Genomic DNA, 20,919 nt, shown 5'->3' on the forward strand with positions numbered 1-20,919 from the left:
AAAGCTGCGCTTCCCCCGCCGGCTCTAACGAGCTAGGAAGCGACCCAGCCGCGGGCCGCGGCCAGAAGCCGGCCCCGGATCGTTCTATCTGGAGAGAACAGGGGTCATCGCATGAGCAAGATCAAGGTCGCCAACCCGGTCGTCGACATGGACGGCGACGAGATGACCCGGATCATCTGGCAGAAGATCAAGGACACCCTGATCTTCCCGTATCTGGATCTCGAGCTCGATTATTACGACCTCTCGGTCGAGAACCGCGACGCGACCGACGACCAGGTCACGATCGACGCCGCCAACGCCACCAAGAAGCATGGCGTCGCGGTGAAGTGCGCCACCATCACGCCGGACGAGGGCCGCGTGAAGGAGTTCAACCTCAAGTCGATGTGGAAGTCGCCGAACGGCACGATCCGCAACATCCTCGGTGGCGTGATCTTCCGCGAGCCGATCATCTGCAAGAACGTGCCGCGCCTGGTTCCCGGCTGGACCCAGCCGATCGTCATCGGCCGCCATGCCTATGGCGACCAGTACCGCGCCACCGATTTCAAGTTCCCGAGCAAGGGCACGCTGTCGATCAAGTTCGTCGGCGAGGACGGCAACGTCATCGAGAAGGAGGTCTTCAAGGCCCCCGAGGCCGGCGTCGCCATGGCGATGTACAATCTCGACGAGTCGATCCGCGACTTCGCCCGCGCTTCGCTGAACTACGGCCTGATCCGCAAGTACCCGGTCTATCTCTCGACCAAGAACACCATCCTCAAGACCTATGACGGGCGCTTCAAGGATATCTTCGAGGAGATTTACCAGGCTGAATTCAAGGCCGAATTCGACAAGCTCGGCATCACCTACGAGCACCGCCTGATCGACGACATGGTCGCTTCCGCGATGAAGTGGTCGGGCGGCTATGTCTGGGCCTGCAAGAACTACGACGGCGACGTGCAGTCCGACACCGTGGCGCAGGGCTTTGGCTCGCTCGGCCTGATGACCTCGGTTCTGATGACGCCGGACGGCAAGACCGTCGAGGCCGAGGCCGCGCACGGCACGGTGACCCGCCACTACCGCGAGCACCAGAAGGGCAAGGAGACCTCGACGAACTCGATCGCCTCGATCTTCGCCTGGACCCGTGGCCTCGCGCACCGCGCCAAGCTCGACAACAATGCCGAGCTCGCCAAGTTCGCTGCGCTGCTGGAGAAGGTCACGGTCGACACTGTCGAGGCCGGCGACATGACCAAGGACCTCGCCCTGCTGGTCGGCGCCGAGCAGAAGTGGCTCTCGACCACCGGCTTCCTCGAGAAGGTCAGCGACAACATGCGCAAGGCGATGGCCGCCTGATTACCGGCGCATCGTTGCGTGGAATGAGAAGCCCGGCCGAAAGGCCGGGCTTTTTTCATCAGCGGTGACGGCAGGACGTCATGACTTGAACCTGCCCCATCGCTGCGCGATCAGGTCAATTGACGGCGAAGCAGTAAAGCCGCCCGGCGCCGCCCGTGCCTTTCAGGGCGTCCTGGCTGCAGCCGCCGCGCGAGGCATGTGAGCTGTTCCAGGATTTCGCGGGTGGCGACTCGTCGAGCCCGGTGCGGTCATGGTGGCCCATCATCACCGCGCCCTCCGCGCCGCTTTTCGTATAGTTCCCGCAAGTGCGATCCTCGCCCGGGGCGAAGGCCGTGCCGTCGGGCTGCGAGCCCGTCAGGATGTCATGCTCGTTGGGCGTGTCGCCGCGGCCGTTGACGGCTGCGCCCTTCTCGGTGAGCGCCGTCTGCTTGGTGAGGTTCGCCGCGCCGCCATGCAGGTCCGCGACGCTGTTCGCGATCACCGCACCCTTGGCATTGCGCCAGGGGCCGGCGCCGATCCGATCGCGCGCATTGACCGCGGCGGTGCCGCCGGCTGCCTGCGTCGACAGATAGGCGTGCCAGGTCTTGCTGCCGGCGCCGGCCGCCTGGGCGAGGCGCTGGCAAATCGCATCGGCACCCGCCAGCCCGCCGAGATCCGCGCCCTTGCCGGAGCCAGCGCTCGTGATGAAAAAGGTCATATCCGAGGTCTGAGCCTGGGCGGTGCTGCCGGTTAGCGCCAGCAATCCGAAGGTCGCAGCAAGCGTGACGTATTTTGCGCTCATCGTTCGGTCTCCCTGGTCTTCTTCGCTCTTGGCTACGTTCGTTCAGCGACGCCCGCAGCCGGTGCAGGGGCAGCCTAACATGGCTTTCGGCCTGTTGGGGGCGGCCTCGGCATAGTCGCAAGGAAGTGACTGAAGGGGGCAGGTCAGGCGGCGGGGCGGTTTCGCTCAAGCCGCATCGCGATATGCCCGGTCATTCCACCCTGACCGGCCGCCGCGCCAGGATGCGATGCTCCGCCAGCGGCGCATGCAGGATGTAGCGCAATTCATAGACACCCGGCTGGTCCGGCGCTTCCAGCGTTGCCTCGACATTCTCCGCGGGGAAGAAGCGCGGGCCGTCCGTGTCGGCCGGCGCGTCCGGCTTCACCAGCATCACGCGGTCCTGCTCGCCATTGGGGCCGATGCCGCGCACCGGCACGCCCTGGCCGCGGCCGACACGCTCGGGCGCAGCCAGCGTCGCACTCGGCTCTGTCGTCGCGAGCGGCTGGCGCAGCAGGATCGTGGGCGCGCCGGCCTTTTCCACCGTCAGGCGCAGTTCGTAAGTCCCGACGGCGCCGGGGGTGGGGAGAGCCGGCACCGTGGTCCTGGGCTCGACGACGACGATCGCCTTGTCTGCCGGATCATCCGGGCGCGCGATGGCGAGGCGCGCGCCTTGCGGCATGCGCGTGAGGAAGACGCTGAGCGGCGCGCCGGCGACGATGGTCCGCGCCGCGGAAAGGGCGGGGGCATCGTTACGGCGTTGGGCGGGCTTCGTCTGCGCGGCGGCGAGCGCCGGCAGGAGCAGGGCGGCAAGCCCGATCAGGAAACGGCGTTTCACGTTCATCCTCTCGCCAGCGTCCGGATGCGCTCGGCAAGCCGGGGATGGCGTGTGGTGAGTGCCCGGAAATCGATGGGGTCGAGCACCAGAAGCTTGGAAGGAGCCGTCGCCACCGCCGCTTGCGGGCAGGGCGAGTGGCTCGCGATGGCGATATCATCAAGCTGGAGTTCGCCGAAAAAATGGCCTTCGTCGAGCCGGTCGCGACTGTTGGCGAGCGCGACCTCGACCTCGCCGCTGGCGATGAAATACAGTGCCCGGCCGGGCTCGCCCTGATGCATGATGACGGCGCCGCTGCGCACCGTCTGGGCGCGCAGGAATTGCATTACGGCGGCGATTTCGTTCGCATCCAGCGCGCCGAACAGCGGCACGCGCGCGATCATGCTCCAGGTGACCACGAATTCGCGCCGATGGATCTCCTGTGCGAAGGCGGTGGCGACGATGCCGACCGGCAGGGCGAGCATGACGAGGCCGAGCACCGCGGTGACGGCCGCCACCGCCTTGCCGGCTGCCGTGACCGGGAAGACATCGCCGTAACCGACCGTGGTCAGGGTGATGATCGCCCACCACATCGCATCGGGGATGGTGCCGAACTTGTCGGGCTGGGCCTCGTGCTCGACCAGATGCATCGCGCTCGCCGCCACCAGCATCACGCCCATCAGGATGACGAAGCAGGCGACCAGCGCCTTGCGCTCGGAGGCCAGCGCTGCGGCGAGCGAGGCCATGCCGGGCGAATAGCGGCCGAGCTTGAAGAAGCGCAGCAGCCGCAGCAGCAGCAGGATCCTGATCTCGCCGAAGCCGATGAGACTGGCGGCGAGCGGCAGGATCGCGAGTAGATCGATGATGGCTGGGACGGAGCGGAGATAGTCGAGCCGCGCCCGTGTCGCGCTCAGGCCGCGATAGCGGGCATGCTCGGGCGTGATCCAGATGCGGATGGCATATTCGAGGGTGAAGACCGCGAGCGAGGCGCGCTCTAGCAGGTCGAAACCGGGGCCGAAGCGGGCGGCGAGCGTGGGAACGGATTCCAGCACGATCGCCAGCACGTTGGCTGAGATCAGCGCGACCAGCGCCCGGTGGATTACGGTGGCGACGAGATCATCGCCGGCACCATGATCGAACCACAGGTGAACCTGCCGCCGCCAGCCCTGTTCAGGCGTGGCGGCGGCCATATCCCTGTCAGCCCATCGCAGCCGCGACGGCATCGAGCGCGGCTTGCGCCTTGCTGCCGTCCGGCCCACCGGCCTGGGCCATGTCGCGGCGTCCGCCACCGCCCTTGCCGCCGAGCTGCTCGGAGGCCGCGCGGACCAGTGCGACCGCGTCGAAACGCTCGGTCAGGTCGGGCGTGACGCCGACGACAACGCCGGCCTTGCCGTCATCGGCCACACCAACGATGGCGACGACGCCGGAGCCGACGCGGGCCTTGGCCTCGTCGGCGAGGCTCTTCAGGTCCTTCATCTCGACACCGGTGACGGCGCGGGCCAGCAGCTTGGCGCCCGCGATCTCCTGGATGGGCTCCTCGGCCGCACCGCCGCCACCCATGGCGAGCTTCTTGCGAGCCTCGGTCAGTTCGCGGTCGAGCTTGCGGCGTTCCTCGATCAGCGCGGCCAGGCGGTTGCCGGCCTCGGCGGCGGGGACCTTGAGCAGGCTCGCCAGCCCGTCGAGCAGGCGCGATTCCTCGTTGAGGCGCAGGCGGGCTCCATTACCCGTCATGGCTTCGAGCCGGCGTACGCCGGCCGCGACGGCGCTCTCGCCGACTACGCTGACGAGGCCGATATCGCCGGTGCGCGCAGCATGGGTGCCGCCGCAGAGCTCGACCGAATAGGCGCGGCCGGCCGGGTTGGTGCCCATCGCGACGACGCGGACCTCGTCGCCGTATTTCTCGCCGAACAGGGCGCGTGCGCCGGAGGCGATCGCCTCGTCGACGCTCATCAGGCGGGTCGTGACCGGCTCATTCTGGAGGATGATCGCGTTGGCGATCTCCTCGACCTCGCGCAGTTCCTCGGCGCTGATCGGCTTGGGATGCGAGAAATCGAAGCGCAGGCGATCGGCCGAGACCAGCGAGCCCTTCTGCGCGACATGGTCGCCGAGGACGAGGCGCAGCGCCTCGTGCAGCAGATGCGTCGCCGAGTGGTTGGCGCGGATCGCGGAACGGCGCTCATGATCGACGACGAGCTCGACGGCGGCGCCGAGCTTCAATTCGCCTTCCTTGACCGTGATGCTGTGGGCGAAGACGTCGCCGAGCTTCTTCTGGACGTCGGAAACCTCGACCAGCGCGCCCGGCGCCTTCGCCACGCCGGCATCGCCGACCTGGCCGCCGGATTCGCCGTAGAACGGTGTCTGGTTGACCAGCATGAAGCCGCTCTCGCCGGCCTTCAGCGCGGGGACCTCGGCATTGTCGCGGATCAGCGCGGTGACCACGCCCTCGGCAATCTCGGTGTCGTAGCCGAGGAACTCGGTGGCGCCGACCTTGTCGCGCAGCGGGAACCAGAGCGCCTCGGTCGCGGCCTCGCCGGTGCCGGCCCAGGCGGCGCGTGCCTTGGCCTTCTGCTGTTGCATGGCGGCATCGAAGCCCTCGGTATCGACCGTGATCTCGCGGGCGCGCAGCGCGTCCTGCGTCAGGTCGAGCGGGAAGCCGTAGGTGTCGTAGAGCGTGAAGGCGACGTCGCCCTTGAGGCTCTGGCCGGCGGTCAGGTCCTTCGAGGCGTCGTCGAGCAGCGTGAGGCCACGCGCCAGCGTGGTGCGGAAGCGGGTCTCCTCCAGCTTCAGCGTCTCGGTGATGAGCGCTTCGGCACGCAGCAGTTCGGGATAGGCGCGGCCCATCTCGCGGGTCAGCGCCGGGACGAGCTTGTGGAGCAGCGGCTCCTTGGCACCGAGGAGCTGCGCATGGCGCATGCCGCGACGCATGATCCGGCGCAGCACATAGCCGCGGCCCTCGTTCGACGGCAGCACGCCGTCGGCGATCAGGAAGGCCGAGCAGCGCAGATGGTCGGCGATGACGCGGTGGCTCGCCTTCATCGGCCCGTCCGGATCGACCGAGGTCAGGTCGGCGATGGCCGTGATCAGGGCGCGGAACAGGTCGATATTGTAGTTGTCATGCGTGCCCTGGAGCACGGCCGCGATGCGCTCCAGCCCCATGCCGGTGTCGATCGAGGGGCGAGGCAGGTTGGTGCGGATGCCGCCCGCGGCCTCCTCGTACTGCATGAACACGAGATTCCAGATCTCGATGAATCGATCGCCATCCTCCTCGGCCGAGCCGGGCGGGCCGCCCCAGATATGGTCGCCATGGTCGTAGAAGATCTCGGAGCAGGGGCCGCAGGGACCGGTATCGCCCATGCGCCAGAAATTATCCGAGGTCGCGATGCGGATGATCTTGTCGTCGGTCAGGCCGGCGATCTTCTTCCAGAGAGCGTGCGCCTCGTCGTCCTCGGAATAGACGGTGACCGTCAGCTTGTCCTTGGGCAGGCCGAATTCGCGGGTGACCAGGGTCCAGGCGTGATGGATCGCCTGTTCCTTAAAATAGTCGCCGAAGGAGAAATTCCCCAGCATCTCGAAGAAGGTGTGATGGCGCGCGGTATAGCCGACATTGTCGAGGTCGTTGTGCTTGCCGCCGGCGCGGACGCATTTCTGGGCGGTTGTGGCGCGCGAATAGGGGCGCTTCTCCTGGCCGGTGAAGACGTTCTTGAATTGCACCATGCCCGAATTGGCGAACATCAGCGTCGGGTCGTTGCGCGGCACGAGCGGGCTCGACGGCACGATCTCGTGGCCCTGGGACTTGAAGTAGTCGAGGAAGGTCGACCGGATATCGTTGACGCCGCTCATCGCTCTTTTGCGCTCTGATCTGGGGCAGGAGGCCGGGCGCGCCCGGCAGGAAGGACCGGTTCTAGTCAGGCGGCTTGCCGCTGTCCAGAAAGCTTGACGCAGCGCACACCGGGCAAGGCCTTATCCGCAAACGAAAAGGGCGGCCCGAAGGCCGCCCGTGTCTTCGTCCGGGACAGTACAGGCCGTGATCAGGCCTCGCCTTCGTCGAGATCGTCCGCGGTCGGGTCCGCCTGATCGAGGATGCGGTCTGCGACGAGGCCGGAATTCTGCCGGATCGTGGCCTCGATCTTGGAGGCCAGGTCAGGGTTGTTCTTGAGGAAGGTCTTGGCGTTCTCGCGGCCCTGGCCGAGGCGCTGGCTGTCGAAGGAGAACCACGCGCCCGCTTTCTCGACCATGCCGGCCTTGACGCCGAGATCGATAAGTTCGCCGACCTTCGAGATGCCCTCGCCGAACATGATGTCGAACTCGACCTGCTTGAAGGGCGGCGCGACCTTGTTCTTGACGACCTTGACGCGGACCTGGTTGCCGGTCGCCTCGTCGCGCTCCTTCAGCGTCGAGACGCGGCGGATGTCGAGGCGCACGGAGGCGTAGAACTTCAGTGCGTTGCCGCCGGTGGTGGTCTCCGGGGAACCGTACATCACGCCGATCTTCATGCGGATCTGGTTGATGAAGATGACCATGCAGTTCGAGCGCGAGATCGAGGCGGTGAGCTTGCGCAGGGCCTGGCTCATCAGGCGGGCCTGCAGGCCGGGCTGGACATCGCCCATCTCGCCCTCGATCTCGGCGCGGGGCGTAAGCGCGGCGACGGAGTCGATGACCAGCACGTCAATGGCGCCGGAGCGGACGAGGGTATCGGTGATCTCGAGCGCCTGCTCGCCGGTATCGGGCTGCGAGATCAGCAGGTCGTCGAGATTGACGCCGAGCTTGCGGGCATAGACCGGATCGAGCGCGTGCTCGGCATCGACGAAAGCGCAGACGCCACCCTTCTTCTGGGCTTCGGCGATGGTGTGCAGCGCCAGCGTGGTCTTGCCGGAGGATTCCGGTCCGTAGATCTCGACGATGCGGCCCTTGGGCAGGCCGCCGACGCCGAGCGCAATGTCGAGCCCGAGCGAACCCGTGGAAATCGTCTCGATCTCGATCGACGGCGCGTTCTTGCCGAGCCGCATGATCGAACCCTTGCCGAAGGCGCGTTCGATCTGGGAGAGCGCTGCATCGAGCGCCTTGGCCTTGTCCATCGAGGAGCCTTCCACGAGTTTGAGATTCGCCTGATTCACGGTTCGGGCTCCTTATGGCAGGGCGACGGGGACATCTCAATGCGTCTTGACATGAGGATGGTCACGCTTTGTTCTTGTTCGCAAGTTCTTTTTTTGTTCTCGGTGTCGGTTTTTGTCAGGAGGGGTGTCAGGAGCTGTCACCGGCAGGGCGGCCACAGCGGAGTACGGCGCCCGAATGCGGGCGCCGTCGGCCTCAGCCCATCGCCGCCTTCACGGTCTCGACGAGCTGCTTCATCGTGAAGGGCTTGGGCAGGAAGTGGAATTCCTCGCCCTCGGGCAGGTTCTTGCGGAAGGCCTCCTCGGCATAGCCGGAGACGAAGACGACCTTGGTGTCCGGGTTGCGCTTGCGGAGTTCGCCGAGCAGGGTCGGGCCGTCCATTTCCGGCATCACCACGTCGGAGACGACGAGGTCGATCTTGCCGTCGTTCTGCAGGAAAAGATCGAGGGCCTCGACGCCCGAGGCTGCCTCGTGGACGGTATAGCCGCGCGAGACTAGCATGCGGGCGTTGAGCGCGCGCACCGCATCCTCGTCCTCGACCAGCAGGATGACGCCGGCGCCGGTATGATCGGCGGCGAGCTTCTTCGGCGCTTCCTTGGCCGCGGCCTCGGCGGCGATATCCTCCTGGCTCGGGACATGGCGCGGCAGGAAGATGCGGAAGTTCGTGCCCTTGCCGATGGTCGAGTCGACGAAGACATAGCCGCCGGTCTGCTTGACGATGCCATAGACCATCGAGAGGCCGAGGCCGGTGCCCTTGCCGACCTCCTTGGTAGTGAAGAAGGGCTCGAAGATCTTGTCGAGATATTCCTGCGGGATGCCGGTGCCGCTGTCCTCGACCTCCAGCAGGACGTAGTCGTCGGCGGGCAGGGCGTCCTGACCGAAGGAGGCGCAGTCCTCGCGGGTGACGTTGCGGGTGCGGACCGCGAGCTTGCCGCCGTCCGGCATCGCGTCGCGGGCATTGACCGCGAGGTTGACGATGACCTGTTCGAGCTGGCCGAGATCGGCCTTGACCGGCCAGAGGTCGCGGCCCTGGCGGACGTCGAGCGTGACCTTGTCGGCGACGACGCGCTTCAGCATCAGCGAGAGATCGGAGAGCACCTCGCCGAGTTCCAGCACCTGCGGGCGCAGCGTCTGGCGGCGCGAGAAGGCGAGCAGCTGCCGCACCAGCGCCGCGGCACGGTAGGCGTTCTGCTTGATCTGCATGATGTCCGGGAAGGACGGGTCGGTCGGCCGGTGGCTCGCCAGCAGGAACTCGGAGGCGTTGATGATGACCTGCAGCACGTTGTTGAAGTCGTGCGCGATGCCGCCGGCGAGCTGGCCGACCGCCTGCATCTTGCCGGCCTGGTCCATGTTGTCGCGCAGCTTGCGCTCGGCCGTGGTCTCCAGCGCGTAGACGATGGCGCGCTCGCCGTCGCCGCCTTCGGTGCCGGCGACCGGGGTGAGGTAGAGCTTGGCCGAGCGGCCATCCTCGCCGGCGAGCGCCAGATCGAGCGGGGCGCCACCCGAGCGCCCGGCCACCACCTCTGCCAGCGCCGCATCGAGGCCGGCACCGGAGGCGACGAGGTCGTGGATGGTCTGCGGCCGCAGGCCCGCCGGGATCAGGCGGGCGAAGGCGGCGTTGGAATGCAGGATGGCGCCGGTCTCGTCGATGGTGGCGATCGCCATCGGCGTCGAATGGAAGAAGCGGGCGAAGCGGACCTCGGCGTCGCTGCCGCCGTCGGAGCCGGCCTCGCCGGCAGTGCGGTTGAGGACGAGGGTGCGCGAGGGGCCGGCGCGGCCATCCTGCCCGAAGGCAACCTGATGGTGCAGGCGCACGGGCAGGGGCGCGCCGTTGCGGCGCTTCAGGTCGACATCGAGAACTTCGACGCGGACATCACCGGGCTGGCCGCGGATCGCCTGGAGCAGGGCGGCGGCGGAGGGCGTGCAGACATCGTCGAGATGCAGGCCGCCGGAGCCGAAGCGGGCGAGATCGAAATCGAGCCAGCCGGAGAGCGTCGCGTTGAGATAGGAGATCTCGCCATCGGCATCGATCGAGATGAACCCGGCCGGCGCGTGGTCGAGATAGTCGATCGCGTGCTGGAGTTCCTGGAAGGCGTTTTCCTGGCGCTCGCGGTCGGGCGTGATGTCGGCGACCGACCAGAGCGTCGCGGTCGAGGTCTCGCGGCGGACGGGCGAGACCCGGACGCGGTACCAGCCGACCTCGCTGCGTCCGTTCAGGGCGGGCTCAAGGCGGACCTCCTCGACCAGGCGGCGATGCTCGCGGGCTGCGGTGGCGAGCCGGTAGATCGCTTCGGAGACGTCGGCGCGGCCGGTCAGCAGGCGGCCGACGGGCTTGAGGTCGTTGGCGCCGGTCGCGCCCGCCAGCGCCAGATAGGCCTCGTTGGCATAGACGATCTCGTTTTCGCTCTCGGTCACCACGATGCCGTCATCGGCGCCATCGACGACAGCCTTGGTCAGGTCGTTGCGGGCGGCGCGGCCGGAAAACTGCACGAGTCCGATGGCGAAGGCGAAGAGCCCGAAGACGCCGACGACCGAGAGCAGGGCCAGCAGGCCGAGGATCAGCGGCTGCGCCCATTCATTGGCGAGGAAGCCGAGCGCGATCGCCGCGCCCACAAGCAGGGCGGCCACGAACAGGATGATCCCGATATGGCCGGGCTTGTCGGAGCGATCGATCGTATTGGTCGCCGTGGTGCCGCTCATTGCGGTGGAGTCCGTTCGCTTGGGGCCGCTGCGGAAACTCCGCGGCCATCCTTCCTTCGCATCCCTGCCGAGTTAGGCGCGCCGACCCTTCAGGCGCAAGACGTATCCGATGACTTCGGCGACGGCCTGATAGTGTTCGACAGGAATTTCTTCGTCGATGTCGACCGTGGCGTAAAGCGCACGCGCCAAAGGCGGGTTCTCGATGATCGGCACGCGGTGCTCGCCGGCGACCTCGCGGATCTTCAGGGCCATGGTGTCGACGCCCTTGGCGAGGCAGAGCGGCGCCGCCATGCCGGGCTCGTATTGCAGGGCGACGGCGAAGTGGGTCGGGTTGGTGATGATCACCGTCGCCTTGGGCACGGCCGCCATCATGCGCTTGCGGACGCGGCTGGCGCGGATCTGGCGCAGCTTCGCCTTGACCTCGGGATTGCCCTCCGAGTTCTTGAACTCGTCCTTCATCTCCTGCTTCGTCATCTTCTGGCGCTGGTACCAGGAGAAGCGCTGCCAGCCGAAATCGCCGATGGCAATGATGGCGAAAAGGGCAAGCACCGCACCCATCAATTGGATGGCGAGAGACAGCGTCGCCGGCATCAGCGCCTCGACGCTCATCTGCGCGAAGCCTTCGAGCCGGTCGTGCTGGCCCCAGAGCGTGTACCAGACCACGACGCCGATCAGCGTCGTCTTGGCCAGGCCCTTGGCGAAGTTGACCCAGGCCTCCTTGCCGAAGAGCCGCTTGGCGCCGGCCATCGGCGAGATCCGGTTGAACTTCGGCATCAGCGGCTCGAAGGTCCAGAGCGGCTTGTGCTGGAGCATCGCGCCGGCGAGGCCGGCGCAGAGGATGAAGGCGAAAGGCAGGCCCAGCGCCATGAAGCCGGTGAGCACGCCGCGCTGCGTGACCTGCATGAACGAGGCGCCGTCGGACGGGACCTGATGCGCGTTCATCAGGAAGGAGCGCAAGGACAGCATCGCCTCGCGGGCAGACCAGCCGGCAGCCACCATCAAGGCGAGCGTGAAGCCGCAGAGCACGAAGAAGGTCCCGATCTCCTGCGATTTGGGGACGTCGCCTTTCTCGGTGGCTTCGTCCAGCTTTCGCTGGGTCGGGTCTTCTGTTCTGTCTTCGTTTTCGGCTTCCTCGGACATTGCGCCCCTCAGCCGGTGAACTGACGGAGGAAGGCGCCGAGGTCGTCGATGAAGACGCTCATCATCACGCCGAGCACGACGAGCATGACGAGCATGCCGCCCATGATCGAGGCCGGCACGGCGAGGAAGAAGACCTGCAATTGCGGCATCATCCGCGCGAGCACGCCGAGGCCGAGATTGAACAACAGGCCGAAGACGAGAAAGGGCGCCGAGATCTGGATGGCCAGGGCGAAGCCGCGCGCTGTCGAGCGGATCGCCAGCGCCATCACGTCGGTCATGTCGACGGCGCCGCCCGGCGGCAGCAGGCGATAGCTCTCATGGATCGCGGCGATGGCGATGTGGTGCAGGTCCGTGGTCAGGATCAGCGTGATGCCGAGCATCGTCAGGAAGTTGCCGATCGAGGGATTCTGCATGCCGCCGGTCGGATCGACGGTCATGGCGAAGCCCAGCCCCATGGTCTGCGCGACGAGCGTGCCGGCGGTCTGCAGGCAGGCCATCACCAGCCGGGCGCAGAGCCCGATGACGAGGCCGATCAGCAATTCGCCGACGAGCAGGGTGACGACGCCGGAGACGTCGCCGGGCACGCGCAGGGAAGGGCGGGCGACGGGCACGATCATCAGGGCGATGAAGAAGGCGAGCGACAGCCGCGCCCGCGAGAAGATGAAGCGCTCGCCGATGCCGGGCATCAGCATGACGAGCGTACCGACCCGCGCGAAGACGAGCACGAAAAGGGCGCTGATCTCTGGCAGGATCGCGATCTGCATCGTGCCGCGGGGACCTTCACGCCAAGGATTTGCACGCCAGGACGGGCGCCACGGCCCCGCGCCGGCCAGGGCCGGCAGCAGGCGCGACGGGCTCATCCGCCCGTGGCGATTCGGGCGGCGACTCGCCCCATATAACCCGCCAGCGCGCTTCCCATGAACGGAAGAAACAGCAGCAATCCGGCAAAGACGGCGATGATCTTCGGCACGAAGACCAGCGTCTGTTCCTGGATCTGCGTCAGCGCCTGCACCAGCGAGACGATGAGGCCGACCGCGAGCGCGATCAGCATCAGCGGGCCGCCGACCTTGAGGAAGACGACGATGCCGTCGCGGGCGATGTCGAGAATGGCTCCGGAAGTCATAATGCTCGTCCGATCCTGTCGCCGTCAGACCGGCATCCGCATGATTTCCTCATAGGCCGCGATGACCCGGTCGCGCACGGCGACCAGGGTCTCGATCGCGGCCTCGCTCTCGGCCACCGCCGTCACGACATTGACGATGTCGGCCCGCCCGCCGGCGACGCTTGCGGTCTGGGCATCGGCCTCACGTCCGGTAGTGGCGGTGGCGTCGAGCGCCTTGCCGAGCAGGGCGGAGAAATCCGGCCCGCCCGCTTCCGCTGCGCCCGTGGCGAGCGGCTTGCGCATCAGATTGCCGGCACCCATCCCCTGGATGGAGGCGTAGGCGCCTGCGGCGAAACCCGGAGTGGCCATGGCGGTCTAGTCCCCTTCTGGAGTGCTTGTTTCGGTCGCCGGGCGGTTCAGGCGCGCAGGATGTCGATGGTGCGCTGGATCATCCGGCGCGTCGAAGAGATCAGGTTGAGATTGGCCTCGTAGCTGCGCTGGGCCTCGCGCATGTCGACCATCTCGACCAGCGAATTGACGTTCGGCATCTGCACGTCGCCTTTGGCGTCGGCTGCGGGGTTGCCCGGATCGTGCTTGACCCTGAAGGCGCTCTGGTCGCGCTGGACCTTGCCGAGCGCGACGAGCTGGGCGTCGAGGGTGCGGTCGAAATGGCGCTGGAAGGTCGGGACCTTGCGCCGATAGGGCTCGGCGCCGGCGCGCTCCGGGCCGGAATCGGCGTTGGCGATGTTCTCGGAGATGACGCGCATGCGCCCCGACTGGCTGCGCAGGCCTGAAGCGGCGACGGCGATGCTCTTGATCAGGTCCATGATCAGCGCCCTTTCCCGATCGCGATCTTCATCAGGCCGAGGCCCTTGCTGTAGAGCGAGGCGGCGAGCTGGTAGTCCGACTGGTTCTGCGCGACCTTGAGCATCTCGTCCTCGAGGTTCACCGCGTTGCCGTTGGGTGTGGTCTCGAAGCGCGGGGCACCGGTGCCGTCGAAGCCGCCATTGGTGCTGGTCAGGCTCATATGGCCGGCATTGGTCTGGGCGAGCGCCACGCCGGCGCGCGCCGGATCGACGCTCGGCGGCTTGAGGTCGACCGGGCGGAAACCGGGGCTGTCGGCATTGGCGACGTTCTCGGCGAGGATCTTCTGGCGCGACTGCTGGTAGTGCATCCGCGTCTTCAGCGCCTGCATCAGGCCGCCGCTGACGCTCAAGCCGTCATTCGCCATGGCTCCCGCTCCCCGTTTTCGCCACCGGCGAGGCCGGTCCACTCGGCAAATCCTGCCGGGTGCATGGTTAATATCCGGTTAAGGAGCGGTGTTTCGCAGGTGTGGTTAACCACACGTTCACCATGTTTCCCGATAGCGAAAGCGTTATGCTATAGCCAAGGTGTTCAACCATGGGCGGGACTTAACGGCCGTCCGGGCGGCCGTCGCGTAAGAGGCAGACCTTGCAGAGCTTGTTCGGATTGGAACTCTCCACCGCGCAGAAGGTGATCGTCGCCTCTGTCGTCATTCTCGTGCTGCTCGCCCTGCTGGGCCTGTTCGTGCGGCAGATCCAGGGCGGGCGGCTTCGGCTGCGCGGCCAGGCCGGGGGGCGGCAGCGCCAGCCCCGTCTCGGCGTGGTCGATACCTACGACCTCGACCGCCAGCGCCAGCTCGTCCTGATCCGGCGGGACAATATCGAGCACCTCGTCATGATCGGCGGCGCGTCGGATGTCGTGGTCGAGACCAATATCCTGCGCAGCGGCGGTCGCGCTGCGGCGCCGGCCTATGTCGACACCGCCACAGCGGATCGGCCGCTGCCGCCGTTCGAGACGCTGGTGCCTCCGAGCGAGCCTGCGATGCGGGCGGGGGATGAGGCGCGCCGCGCCGGTTATGCTCCCGAAGGACCGGAGCTGCTGCCGCCTTTGCCGACGCGTCCGGCTTCAGTCCCGGTCGAGCCGGCGGCGCCGACCCCTGCGGCTGCGACCGCTGCCTCGGCAGGTGTTGCCGCCGCTCTGGGCGTTGCAGCCGCCGAGGCGGTTTCGGCCGCTGCCAAGCCGGTCATACCCGCGATGCCGGCGCCGCCCGTCACCACCGGACCCGCGCCCAGCTTTGCACGCGAACATGCGCCGCAGCCCACCGTCAGCCCTGGCGAGCTCGACGACATGACGCGCCAGCTCGAGGAGGCGCTGAAGCGGCCCTTCTCCGCCGTGCGCCCGGCCAATCTCGGCGGCGAGGCGCCGGCCGAGAATGCTGCGCCGGCCGTGGAGCCCCCTGTTCCGGCAGAGAAGCTTTTCCCGGCGCCTGTCGTCGAGGAGGAAGCGCCGCCGGCGGAAGCGGCAGCGCCCGTGGTCGAGCCGTCGGCCCCCGAGCCCGAGATCGAGCCGGAGCCCGAGCCGGCCGCTGCACCGGTTCCGGCCGCTGCGCCGCGCCAGAAGCCGATTCCGAGCGATGTCGAGGCCGAGCTTGCCGCGGCACTCGGGCTGACGCTGGATCGTCCCCTTTCGAAAGCGCCCGAGCCCCGGCCATTCGAGGCCAAGCCGGCCGAGATGCATCATCCGGAGCCGGAACCGGCGCCCGAATCCGAATCGATCGGCGAGGAGGAGGCCGCTCCCGCGGAGCCGGGCCGTGCCGCCAGCGTGGACGAGCCGGCCCCGGCCGAGAGCCCGAAGGCACAGCCCGAGCCGGAAAAGCCGGCCGAGCCGGCTGCAAAGGAGATCGATCCCTTCTCGGTCGACGCGATCGAAGCCGAATTCGCCCGGCTGCTCGGCCGCGATCCCAAGGCCAAATCCTGAGGCGGCAAGCAGCAGGCTGAAGGCCGGCAGCCCGAAGGCGGCCGACCATCAACAGGATACTCGGCCATCCCGGCTCATCGACGCCGCGCATCGGTTGCGCGGCGTTTTCGCATCGGTAGCCTCGGTGCGCCCGGTCGCTCGAGTCGGGCAGTGGCGGCGCGCGTGAATTTCATCGGCGGACGAACGAGACGGTTTCGAAGCGGGCGCACCCTGGCGGCGGCCGCGCTGCTGCTCGCGCTTCAGACGGTGCCGGCGCTGCCGCAGACGCTGTCGCTCGATCTCGGGCAGGGCGGTGGCGTGGCGGAGCGGGCGCTGCAGCTCATCGCCGTCATCACGGTCCTGTCGCTAGCGCCGTCGATCCTGATCATGGTGACGTCGTTCACCCGGATCGTCGTGGTGCTGTCGCTGCTGCGCTCGGCGCTGGGCACGCAGACCGCCCCGCCGAACGCGGTAATCCTCGGGCTGTCGCTGTTCCTGACCGGCTTCGTCATGGCGCCGACACTGCGCGAGGCCTACACGACGGCCGTCCAGCCGCTGGTCGCCGGCCAGATCCAGCCGCAGGAGGCCTATAACCGCGGCGTCGTCCCGTTCAAGACCTTCATGCTCAAGCATGTCAGGGAGAAGGACCTGGAGCTGTTCCTCGACATGTCGCAGGCGCCGCGCCCGCAGCAGCCGCAGGATGTCGGCGTCGAGGTCCTGGTACCGGCCTTCATGATCTCGGAACTGCGCCGGGCCTTCGAGATCGGCTTCCTGCTCTTCGTGCCCTTCCTGATCATCGACCTCGTCGTCGCCTCGATCCTGATGTCGGTGGGCATGATGATGCTGCCGCCGGTGACGGTGGCGCTGCCGTTCAAGCTGATCTTCTTCGTGCTGGTCGACGGCTGGGGGCTGGTCGCGGGATCGCTGGTGAAAAGCTACGGCAGCGGGTGAGAATCCACGAGAATACGAATCCTGTCAGCCGCGTAAGCGCAGTTCTTCAGAATGCGATTCAGGGCCCGCGCCGCTCGATGGTGCGGGTCGGGTAGCCAGCGCCCCGCCGGGTTTCAGCCCACGACCACCCGGCCGCGCTGGATGCGCAGGCTGAGCGAGCCGTCCTTCAGCGCCAATGCCTTCTCGCCAAAGACGCTGCGACGCCAACCCTGCAGGGCTGGCACCTCGGCAAGATCATCGGAGGCGATCGCCTCGAGATCGTCGGTGGAGGCGATGATCTTGGGCGCGACGCGCTCGGCATCGGCGACCGCCTTGAGCAGCACCTTGAGCAGGTCGAGCACGGCGGCGCTGGTCGGCCGGCCACGCTCGCGCTCCAGCCGGGGCAGGGTCTTCGGATCGATGGCGGCGGCGCGCTCGATCGCGGCGAGGACCTCGGCGCCGTTGCGCGAGCGTTCGAAGCCGTTGGGAACGGAGCGCAGCTCCGCCAGCGCCTCGACCGAACGCGGGCCGCGCTGGACGATATCCATCAGCGCGTCGTCCTTGAGCACGCGCTGGCGCGGCACGTCGCGGGTCTGCGCCTCGCGCTCGCGCCAGGCGGCGATCTCCATCAGGTTCGGCAGTTCGCGCGGCTTGCGGATGCGGCCCTTGAGGCGCAGCCAGGCATTCTCCGGCTTGACCTCATAGGTCCCCGGCGAGGTCAGCACGGACATTTCCTCGGCGACCCAGCTCTCGCGGCCGCTGGCGTCGAGATCGGCCTTCAGGGCGAGGTAGATGTCGCGCAGATGGGTGACGTCGGCCTCGGCATAGACGAGTTGCGCCTCGTTGAGGGGACGGCGCGACCAGTCGGTGAAGCGCGAGGACTTGTCGATGCGCGCCTTGGCGAGGTCGTTGGCGAGCTGTTCGTAGCCGACCGAGTCGCCATAGCCGCAGACCATGGCCGCGACCTGCGTGTCGAAGAGCGGCGTCGGCAAGACACGCCCGAGCAGCCAGACGATTTCGAGGTCCTGCCGGGCGGCGTGGAAGACCTTCACGACGGCGTCGTTGACCATCAGCCCGAAGAAGGGGGCGAGGTCGAGATCGGGCGAGAGCGGGTCGACCAGCACCGCCTCGTCCGGCGAGGCGAGCTGGATCAGGCACAGCTTCGGGTAATAGGTGGTCTCGCGCAGGAACTCGGTGTCGACCGTGACGAAGGGGTGGGTCGCGAGGCGGTCGCAGGCGGCGGAGAGCGCGGCGGTATCGGAAATGAGATGCATGGCTTCGGCTTAGCGGAGGAAGCAGGCTTTCGTCGAGTCTCGAAGCTGTCAGCGACTGATGCCGCATTGGCTCCACAGTTCACCCTGATAGGCGCGTCCGGCGCTCGCGACCCAATGGTTCCGGCGACCATCCGGATGTGGCCTCGCGTGCCTTGCGAAAACGCCGGCGAAGCAGCCCGGGTGGGCGTAGCCGCGCTTGCGTGCGATGTTCAGGCCCGCGCTGTAGGCACTGCCGCGATCTTGTGCCTGCGCGGAGGCATCCGCACCGGCGAGCAGCATGGCGGCGAGAGAAAGCGGCGCCAGCGGCTTCATTATCGCTAATCGGACCATGTCGACCCTTCCACGCGCTGTCCGGATACCTCCATGCGAGGCTAGCAGTGCGCCTACCGGATGTCGCGGCCGTTCTTGACATTTCGGGCGCGCGCGTGTGCTTAGCCGCAAGCTGCGGCTGGTCCTACGGACCGGCCTTTGACGTATTTCCGAAAGACCGATCCCGTGACCCTGCATCGCTATCGTTCCCATACCTGTGGCGCACTCCGTGACAGCGATATCGGCCAGAATGTGCGCCTGTCCGGCTGGTGCCATCGCATCCGCGACCATGGCGGCGTGCTCTTCATCGATCTGCGCGACCATTACGGCATGACACAGGTGGTGATCGATCCTGATTCGCCGGCCTTCGCGGATGCCGAGACGCTGCGCTCGGAATGGGTCGTGCGCATCGACGGCAAGGTCAAGGCCCGCCTCGAAGGCACCGAGAACGCCAACCTGCCGACCGGTGCGGTCGAGGTCTTCGCGACGGCGATCGAGGTGCTCGGCCCGTCGGCGGAACTGCCGCTGCCGGTTTTCGGCGATCTCGAATATCCCGAGGATACCCGCCTCAAGTACCGCTTCCTCGACCTGCGTCGCGAGAAGCTGCACAACAACATCATGCTGCGTACGAAGGTCATCGACTCGATGCGCCGCCGCATGAAGGATTCGGGCTTCTCCGAGTTCCAGACGCCGATCCTGACGGCCTCTTCGCCGGAAGGCGCGCGCGACTTCCTGGTGCCGAGCCGCCTGCATGCCGGCAAGTTCTATGCGCTGCCGCAGGCGCCGCAGCAGTACAAGCAGCTCCTGATGATGGCGGGCTTCGACCGCTATTTCCAGATCGCGCCCTGCTTCCGCGACGAGGACCCGCGCGCCGACCGTCTGCCGGGCGAGTTCTATCAGCTCGACGTCGAGATGAGCTTCGTCGAACAGGAGGACGTGTTCGCGACGATGGAGCCGGTCATCACCGGCGTCTTCGAGGAGTTCGCCGAAGGCAAGACGGTCGCCCGCAACTGGCCGCGCATTCCCTATGCCGAGGCGATCGCCAAATACGGCTCCGACAAGCCGGACCTGCGCAACCCGCTGATCATGCAGGACGTCTCCGAGCCTTTCCGCGGCTCGGGCTTCAAGGTCTTCGCGCGCATTCTCGAAGGCGAGAAGAACCGCGTCTGGGCTATCCCTGGGCCCAAGGGTGGCTCGCGCGCCTTCTGCGACCGGATGAACTCCTGGGCGCAGGGTGAGGGACAGCCGGGCCTCGGCTACCTGATGGTCAAGGAAGACGGCGAGGGCCAGGGGCCGATCGCCAACAACATCGGCCCGGAGCGCGTCGCCGCGATCATCAAGCAGATGGGGCTGAAGGGCGGCGATGCCTGCTTCTTCGTCGCGGGCGATCCGGACAAGTTCTACAAGTTCGCCGGCAGCGCCCGTAACAAGGTCGGCCAGGATCTCGGGCTGATCGACGAGAACGCCTATGCCTTCGCCTGGATCGTCGACTTCCCGATGTTCGAGTACAACGAGGACGAGAAGAAGGTCGATTTCTCGCACAACCCCTTCTCGATGCCGCAGGGCGGCCTGAAGGCGCTGACCGAGGAAGACCCGCTCTCGCTCAAGGCTTTCCAGTACGACATCGCCTGCAACGGCTTCGAACTCGCCTCCGGCGGCATCCGCAACCACCGTCCCGAGGCGATGGTGAAGGCGTTCGAGATCGCCGGTTATGGCGAGGAGACGGTGATCGAGCGCTTCGGCGGCATGTATCGCGCCTTCCAGTACGGCGCGCCGCCGCATGGCGGCATGGCTGCCGGTGTCGACCGCATCATCATGCTGCTGGCTGGCGCCACGAACCTGCGCGAGGTCGCTCTGTTCCCGATGAACCAGCAGGCTGTCGATCTCTTGATGGGCGCCCCGGCGGAAGCCTCGCCCAAGCAGCTGCGCGAGGCGCATCTGCGCGTCAATCCGCCCGAGAAGAACGGCTGACCCCATGCCTTCCCTGCCTGCCGGGCGAGCCCTCTCGCTTGCCTGCCTCCTGACGCCGCTGCTCGGCGCCTGCGTCGCCCATGGCGAGAGCAGCAGCGGGCGCGCTTCGGCGCTTGCGACGACGGTGTCGCGCGCCATCACCTGCAAGGCGGGCTCGCCGCAGCGCACGACGCTCGACCGCTTCCTCGCGGCTGAAAAAGCGCGCGGCGCCGACGATCAGCAGATCGCGGCGGCGCGTGCGGCCTATATCGGCGTCTCCGAGGCCGAGATGGTCAATCAGGGTGTGCGACCGCAGGCCTGCACGGCCGAAGAGCGGGCAGAACTGAAGGCACGGATGGGCCGCATCCGGGCCGGGGATTTCAACACGCTCTGAGCCCCGCGATGCCGACGCCTTCGATCCTGAAACCCGCCGCGGCGGTTCTGCTTGCGGCGCTCGGCGCCTGCACGGTTGCCGGGCCGATGCCGGGCACGGTGGAGTATGCCGCCGCGACGGTCTCGCGCGCCTATGATTGCGGCCTGCGCGTCGATCGCCACCGCATCATCGCGCGGCTCAACGGACGGGATCGGCAACGCTTCATCGCGGCCAATGCCGGCTATGCCGTGAAGTCCTACAAGGCGCCGCATCGCTGCGAGAGTGCCGAGCGCGAGCGGATCAAGGGCGAGATCGGTACGCTCGCCCGCCGCTGAAATCGCTTGCTTCGAGCACCGCGACATGGCCACAAGG

At 67.3% G+C, this 20,919-nt stretch carries 20 protein-coding genes; 6 read left to right on the forward strand and 14 right to left on the reverse strand.

Translation table 11 applies throughout. From position 1 onward, the window contains the following. Nucleotides 1-111: 111 nt before the first annotated feature. On the forward strand, nucleotides 112-1,326 hold the full coding sequence (locus ASE61_RS10795) for an NADP-dependent isocitrate dehydrogenase (RefSeq protein ID WP_061966882.1): 1,215 nt from the start codon (nucleotides 112-114) through the stop codon (nucleotides 1,324-1,326). Between the two features lie 115 nt (nucleotides 1,327-1,441). On the opposite strand, the gene ASE61_RS10800 is transcribed toward ASE61_RS10795, so the two are convergent. From ASE61_RS10800 to flgB, 12 genes are all read right to left on the reverse strand, one after another. After that, nucleotides 1,442-2,107: a hypothetical protein gene (locus ASE61_RS10800; protein WP_061966883.1), complete on the reverse strand. Its 666-nt coding sequence runs from the start codon at nucleotides 2,105-2,107 to the stop codon at nucleotides 1,442-1,444. Between the two features lie 190 nt (nucleotides 2,108-2,297). After that, entirely contained in the window at nucleotides 2,298-2,921 is a 624-nt protein-coding gene (locus ASE61_RS10805) for a hypothetical protein (protein WP_142112472.1), read from the reverse strand. Between the two features lie 2 nt (nucleotides 2,922-2,923). Continuing rightward, complete coding sequence (locus tag ASE61_RS10810) at nucleotides 2,924-4,087, reverse strand: cyclic nucleotide-gated ion channel (RefSeq protein WP_061966885.1); 1,164 nt, start codon at nucleotides 4,085-4,087, stop codon at nucleotides 2,924-2,926. A gap of 7 nt (nucleotides 4,088-4,094) precedes the next feature. After that, nucleotides 4,095-6,737, reverse strand: a complete 2,643-nt coding sequence (gene alaS, locus ASE61_RS10815; protein ID WP_061966886.1) for an alanine--tRNA ligase — start codon at nucleotides 6,735-6,737, stop codon at nucleotides 4,095-4,097. A gap of 188 nt (nucleotides 6,738-6,925) precedes the next feature. After that, nucleotides 6,926-8,011 carry a recombinase RecA gene (recA, locus tag ASE61_RS10820; protein ID WP_061966887.1) on the reverse strand — a complete coding sequence of 362 codons (1,086 nt, stop codon included), beginning with the start codon at nucleotides 8,009-8,011 and terminating at the stop codon, nucleotides 6,926-6,928. 193 nt (nucleotides 8,012-8,204) lie between these two features. Beyond that, a complete protein-coding gene (cckA, locus tag ASE61_RS10825; protein ID WP_061966888.1) occupies nucleotides 8,205-10,709 on the reverse strand; it encodes a cell cycle histidine kinase CckA in 2,505 nt (834 codons plus the stop codon). Between the two features lie 72 nt (nucleotides 10,710-10,781). Next, the gene (gene flhB / locus ASE61_RS10830) at nucleotides 10,782-11,849 is read right to left on the reverse strand and encodes a flagellar biosynthesis protein FlhB (RefSeq protein ID WP_061966889.1); all 1,068 of its coding nucleotides are present in this window, start codon (nucleotides 11,847-11,849) and stop codon (nucleotides 10,782-10,784) included. Nucleotides 11,850-11,857: 8 nt separating this feature from the next. After that, nucleotides 11,858-12,613 (reverse strand): flagellar biosynthetic protein FliR, encoded by a 756-nt coding sequence (gene fliR / locus ASE61_RS10835; RefSeq protein ID WP_061966890.1) that lies wholly within the window; start codon nucleotides 12,611-12,613, stop codon nucleotides 11,858-11,860. A 92-nt stretch (nucleotides 12,614-12,705) separates the two neighbouring features. Further along, nucleotides 12,706-12,972, reverse strand: a complete 267-nt coding sequence (gene fliQ / locus ASE61_RS10840; RefSeq protein WP_061966891.1) for a flagellar biosynthesis protein FliQ — start codon at nucleotides 12,970-12,972, stop codon at nucleotides 12,706-12,708. Nucleotides 12,973-12,996: 24 nt separating this feature from the next. Further along, nucleotides 12,997-13,320: a flagellar hook-basal body complex protein FliE gene (locus tag ASE61_RS10845; RefSeq protein ID WP_061966892.1), complete on the reverse strand. Its 324-nt coding sequence runs from the start codon at nucleotides 13,318-13,320 to the stop codon at nucleotides 12,997-12,999. A gap of 47 nt (nucleotides 13,321-13,367) precedes the next feature. Next, nucleotides 13,368-13,778: a flagellar basal body rod protein FlgC gene (gene flgC, locus ASE61_RS10850; protein WP_061966893.1), complete on the reverse strand. Its 411-nt coding sequence runs from the start codon at nucleotides 13,776-13,778 to the stop codon at nucleotides 13,368-13,370. 2 nt (nucleotides 13,779-13,780) lie between these two features. After that, nucleotides 13,781-14,182 (reverse strand): flagellar basal body rod protein FlgB, encoded by a 402-nt coding sequence (flgB, locus tag ASE61_RS10855; RefSeq protein ID WP_061966894.1) that lies wholly within the window; start codon nucleotides 14,180-14,182, stop codon nucleotides 13,781-13,783. Nucleotides 14,183-14,403: 221 nt separating this feature from the next. On the opposite strand from flgB, the gene ASE61_RS10860 reads away from it, so the two are divergent. Continuing rightward, nucleotides 14,404-15,732: a flagellar biosynthetic protein FliO gene (locus tag ASE61_RS10860; RefSeq protein ID WP_156407044.1), complete on the forward strand. Its 1,329-nt coding sequence runs from the start codon at nucleotides 14,404-14,406 to the stop codon at nucleotides 15,730-15,732. A 162-nt stretch (nucleotides 15,733-15,894) separates the two neighbouring features. Then, nucleotides 15,895-16,662 carry a flagellar type III secretion system pore protein FliP gene (fliP, locus tag ASE61_RS10865; RefSeq protein WP_061967269.1) on the forward strand — a complete coding sequence of 256 codons (768 nt, stop codon included), beginning with the start codon at nucleotides 15,895-15,897 and terminating at the stop codon, nucleotides 16,660-16,662. A gap of 113 nt (nucleotides 16,663-16,775) precedes the next feature. On the opposite strand, the gene rnd is transcribed toward fliP, so the two are convergent. Next, complete coding sequence (gene rnd, locus ASE61_RS10870) at nucleotides 16,776-17,915, reverse strand: ribonuclease D (RefSeq protein WP_061966896.1); 1,140 nt, start codon at nucleotides 17,913-17,915, stop codon at nucleotides 16,776-16,778. A gap of 48 nt (nucleotides 17,916-17,963) precedes the next feature. Next, complete coding sequence (locus ASE61_RS10875; protein WP_061966897.1) at nucleotides 17,964-18,227, reverse strand: hypothetical protein; 264 nt, start codon at nucleotides 18,225-18,227, stop codon at nucleotides 17,964-17,966. Between the two features lie 189 nt (nucleotides 18,228-18,416). On the opposite strand from ASE61_RS10875, the gene aspS reads away from it, so the two are divergent. From aspS to ASE61_RS10890, 3 genes are read left to right on the forward strand one after another with little or no spacing between them, the layout of a single operon-like run. Then, nucleotides 18,417-20,195, forward strand: a complete 1,779-nt coding sequence (aspS, locus tag ASE61_RS10880) for an aspartate--tRNA ligase (protein WP_061967270.1) — start codon at nucleotides 18,417-18,419, stop codon at nucleotides 20,193-20,195. 4 nt (nucleotides 20,196-20,199) lie between these two features. Further along, entirely contained in the window at nucleotides 20,200-20,568 is a 369-nt protein-coding gene (locus ASE61_RS10885) for a hypothetical protein (RefSeq protein ID WP_061966898.1), read from the forward strand. 8 nt (nucleotides 20,569-20,576) lie between these two features. Beyond that, nucleotides 20,577-20,882: a hypothetical protein gene (locus ASE61_RS10890; protein WP_061966899.1), complete on the forward strand. Its 306-nt coding sequence runs from the start codon at nucleotides 20,577-20,579 to the stop codon at nucleotides 20,880-20,882. The last annotated feature ends 37 nt before the right edge of the window (nucleotides 20,883-20,919 follow it).

The sequence above is a fragment of the Allobosea sp. Root670 genome (assembly GCF_001429415.1).
Lineage (GTDB): Bacteria > Pseudomonadota > Alphaproteobacteria > Rhizobiales > Beijerinckiaceae > Allobosea > Allobosea robiniae.

What these genes read in the sequence shown, in the direction of transcription:
- ASE61_RS10795 (WP_061966882.1), top strand. Translation starts at nt 112, where the DNA reads ATGAGCAAGATCAAGGTCGCCAACCCGGTCGTCGACATGGACGGCGAC.
- ASE61_RS10800 (WP_061966883.1), bottom strand. Translation starts at nt 2,107, where the DNA reads ATGAGCGCAAAATACGTCACGCTTGCTGCGACCTTCGGATTGCTGGCG.
- ASE61_RS10810 (WP_061966885.1), bottom strand. Translation starts at nt 4,087, where the DNA reads ATGGCCGCCGCCACGCCTGAACAGGGCTGGCGGCGGCAGGTTCACCTG.
- alaS (WP_061966886.1), bottom strand. Translation starts at nt 6,737, where the DNA reads ATGAGCGGCGTCAACGATATCCGGTCGACCTTCCTCGACTACTTCAAG.
- cckA (WP_061966888.1), bottom strand. Translation starts at nt 10,709, where the DNA reads ATGAGCGGCACCACGGCGACCAATACGATCGATCGCTCCGACAAGCCC.
- flhB (WP_061966889.1), bottom strand. Translation starts at nt 11,849, where the DNA reads ATGTCCGAGGAAGCCGAAAACGAAGACAGAACAGAAGACCCGACCCAG.
- fliR (WP_061966890.1), bottom strand. Translation starts at nt 12,613, where the DNA reads ATGCAGATCGCGATCCTGCCAGAGATCAGCGCCCTTTTCGTGCTCGTC.
- fliQ (WP_061966891.1), bottom strand. Translation starts at nt 12,972, where the DNA reads ATGACTTCCGGAGCCATTCTCGACATCGCCCGCGACGGCATCGTCGTC.
- ASE61_RS10845 (WP_061966892.1), bottom strand. Translation starts at nt 13,320, where the DNA reads ATGGCCACTCCGGGTTTCGCCGCAGGCGCCTACGCCTCCATCCAGGGG.
- flgC (WP_061966893.1), bottom strand. Translation starts at nt 13,778, where the DNA reads ATGGACCTGATCAAGAGCATCGCCGTCGCCGCTTCAGGCCTGCGCAGC.
- flgB (WP_061966894.1), bottom strand. Translation starts at nt 14,182, where the DNA reads ATGGCGAATGACGGCTTGAGCGTCAGCGGCGGCCTGATGCAGGCGCTG.
- rnd (WP_061966896.1), bottom strand. Translation starts at nt 17,915, where the DNA reads ATGCATCTCATTTCCGATACCGCCGCGCTCTCCGCCGCCTGCGACCGC.
- ASE61_RS10875 (WP_061966897.1), bottom strand. Translation starts at nt 18,227, where the DNA reads ATGAAGCCGCTGGCGCCGCTTTCTCTCGCCGCCATGCTGCTCGCCGGT.
- ASE61_RS10885 (WP_061966898.1), top strand. Translation starts at nt 20,200, where the DNA reads ATGCCTTCCCTGCCTGCCGGGCGAGCCCTCTCGCTTGCCTGCCTCCTG.
- ASE61_RS10890 (WP_061966899.1), top strand. Translation starts at nt 20,577, where the DNA reads ATGCCGACGCCTTCGATCCTGAAACCCGCCGCGGCGGTTCTGCTTGCG.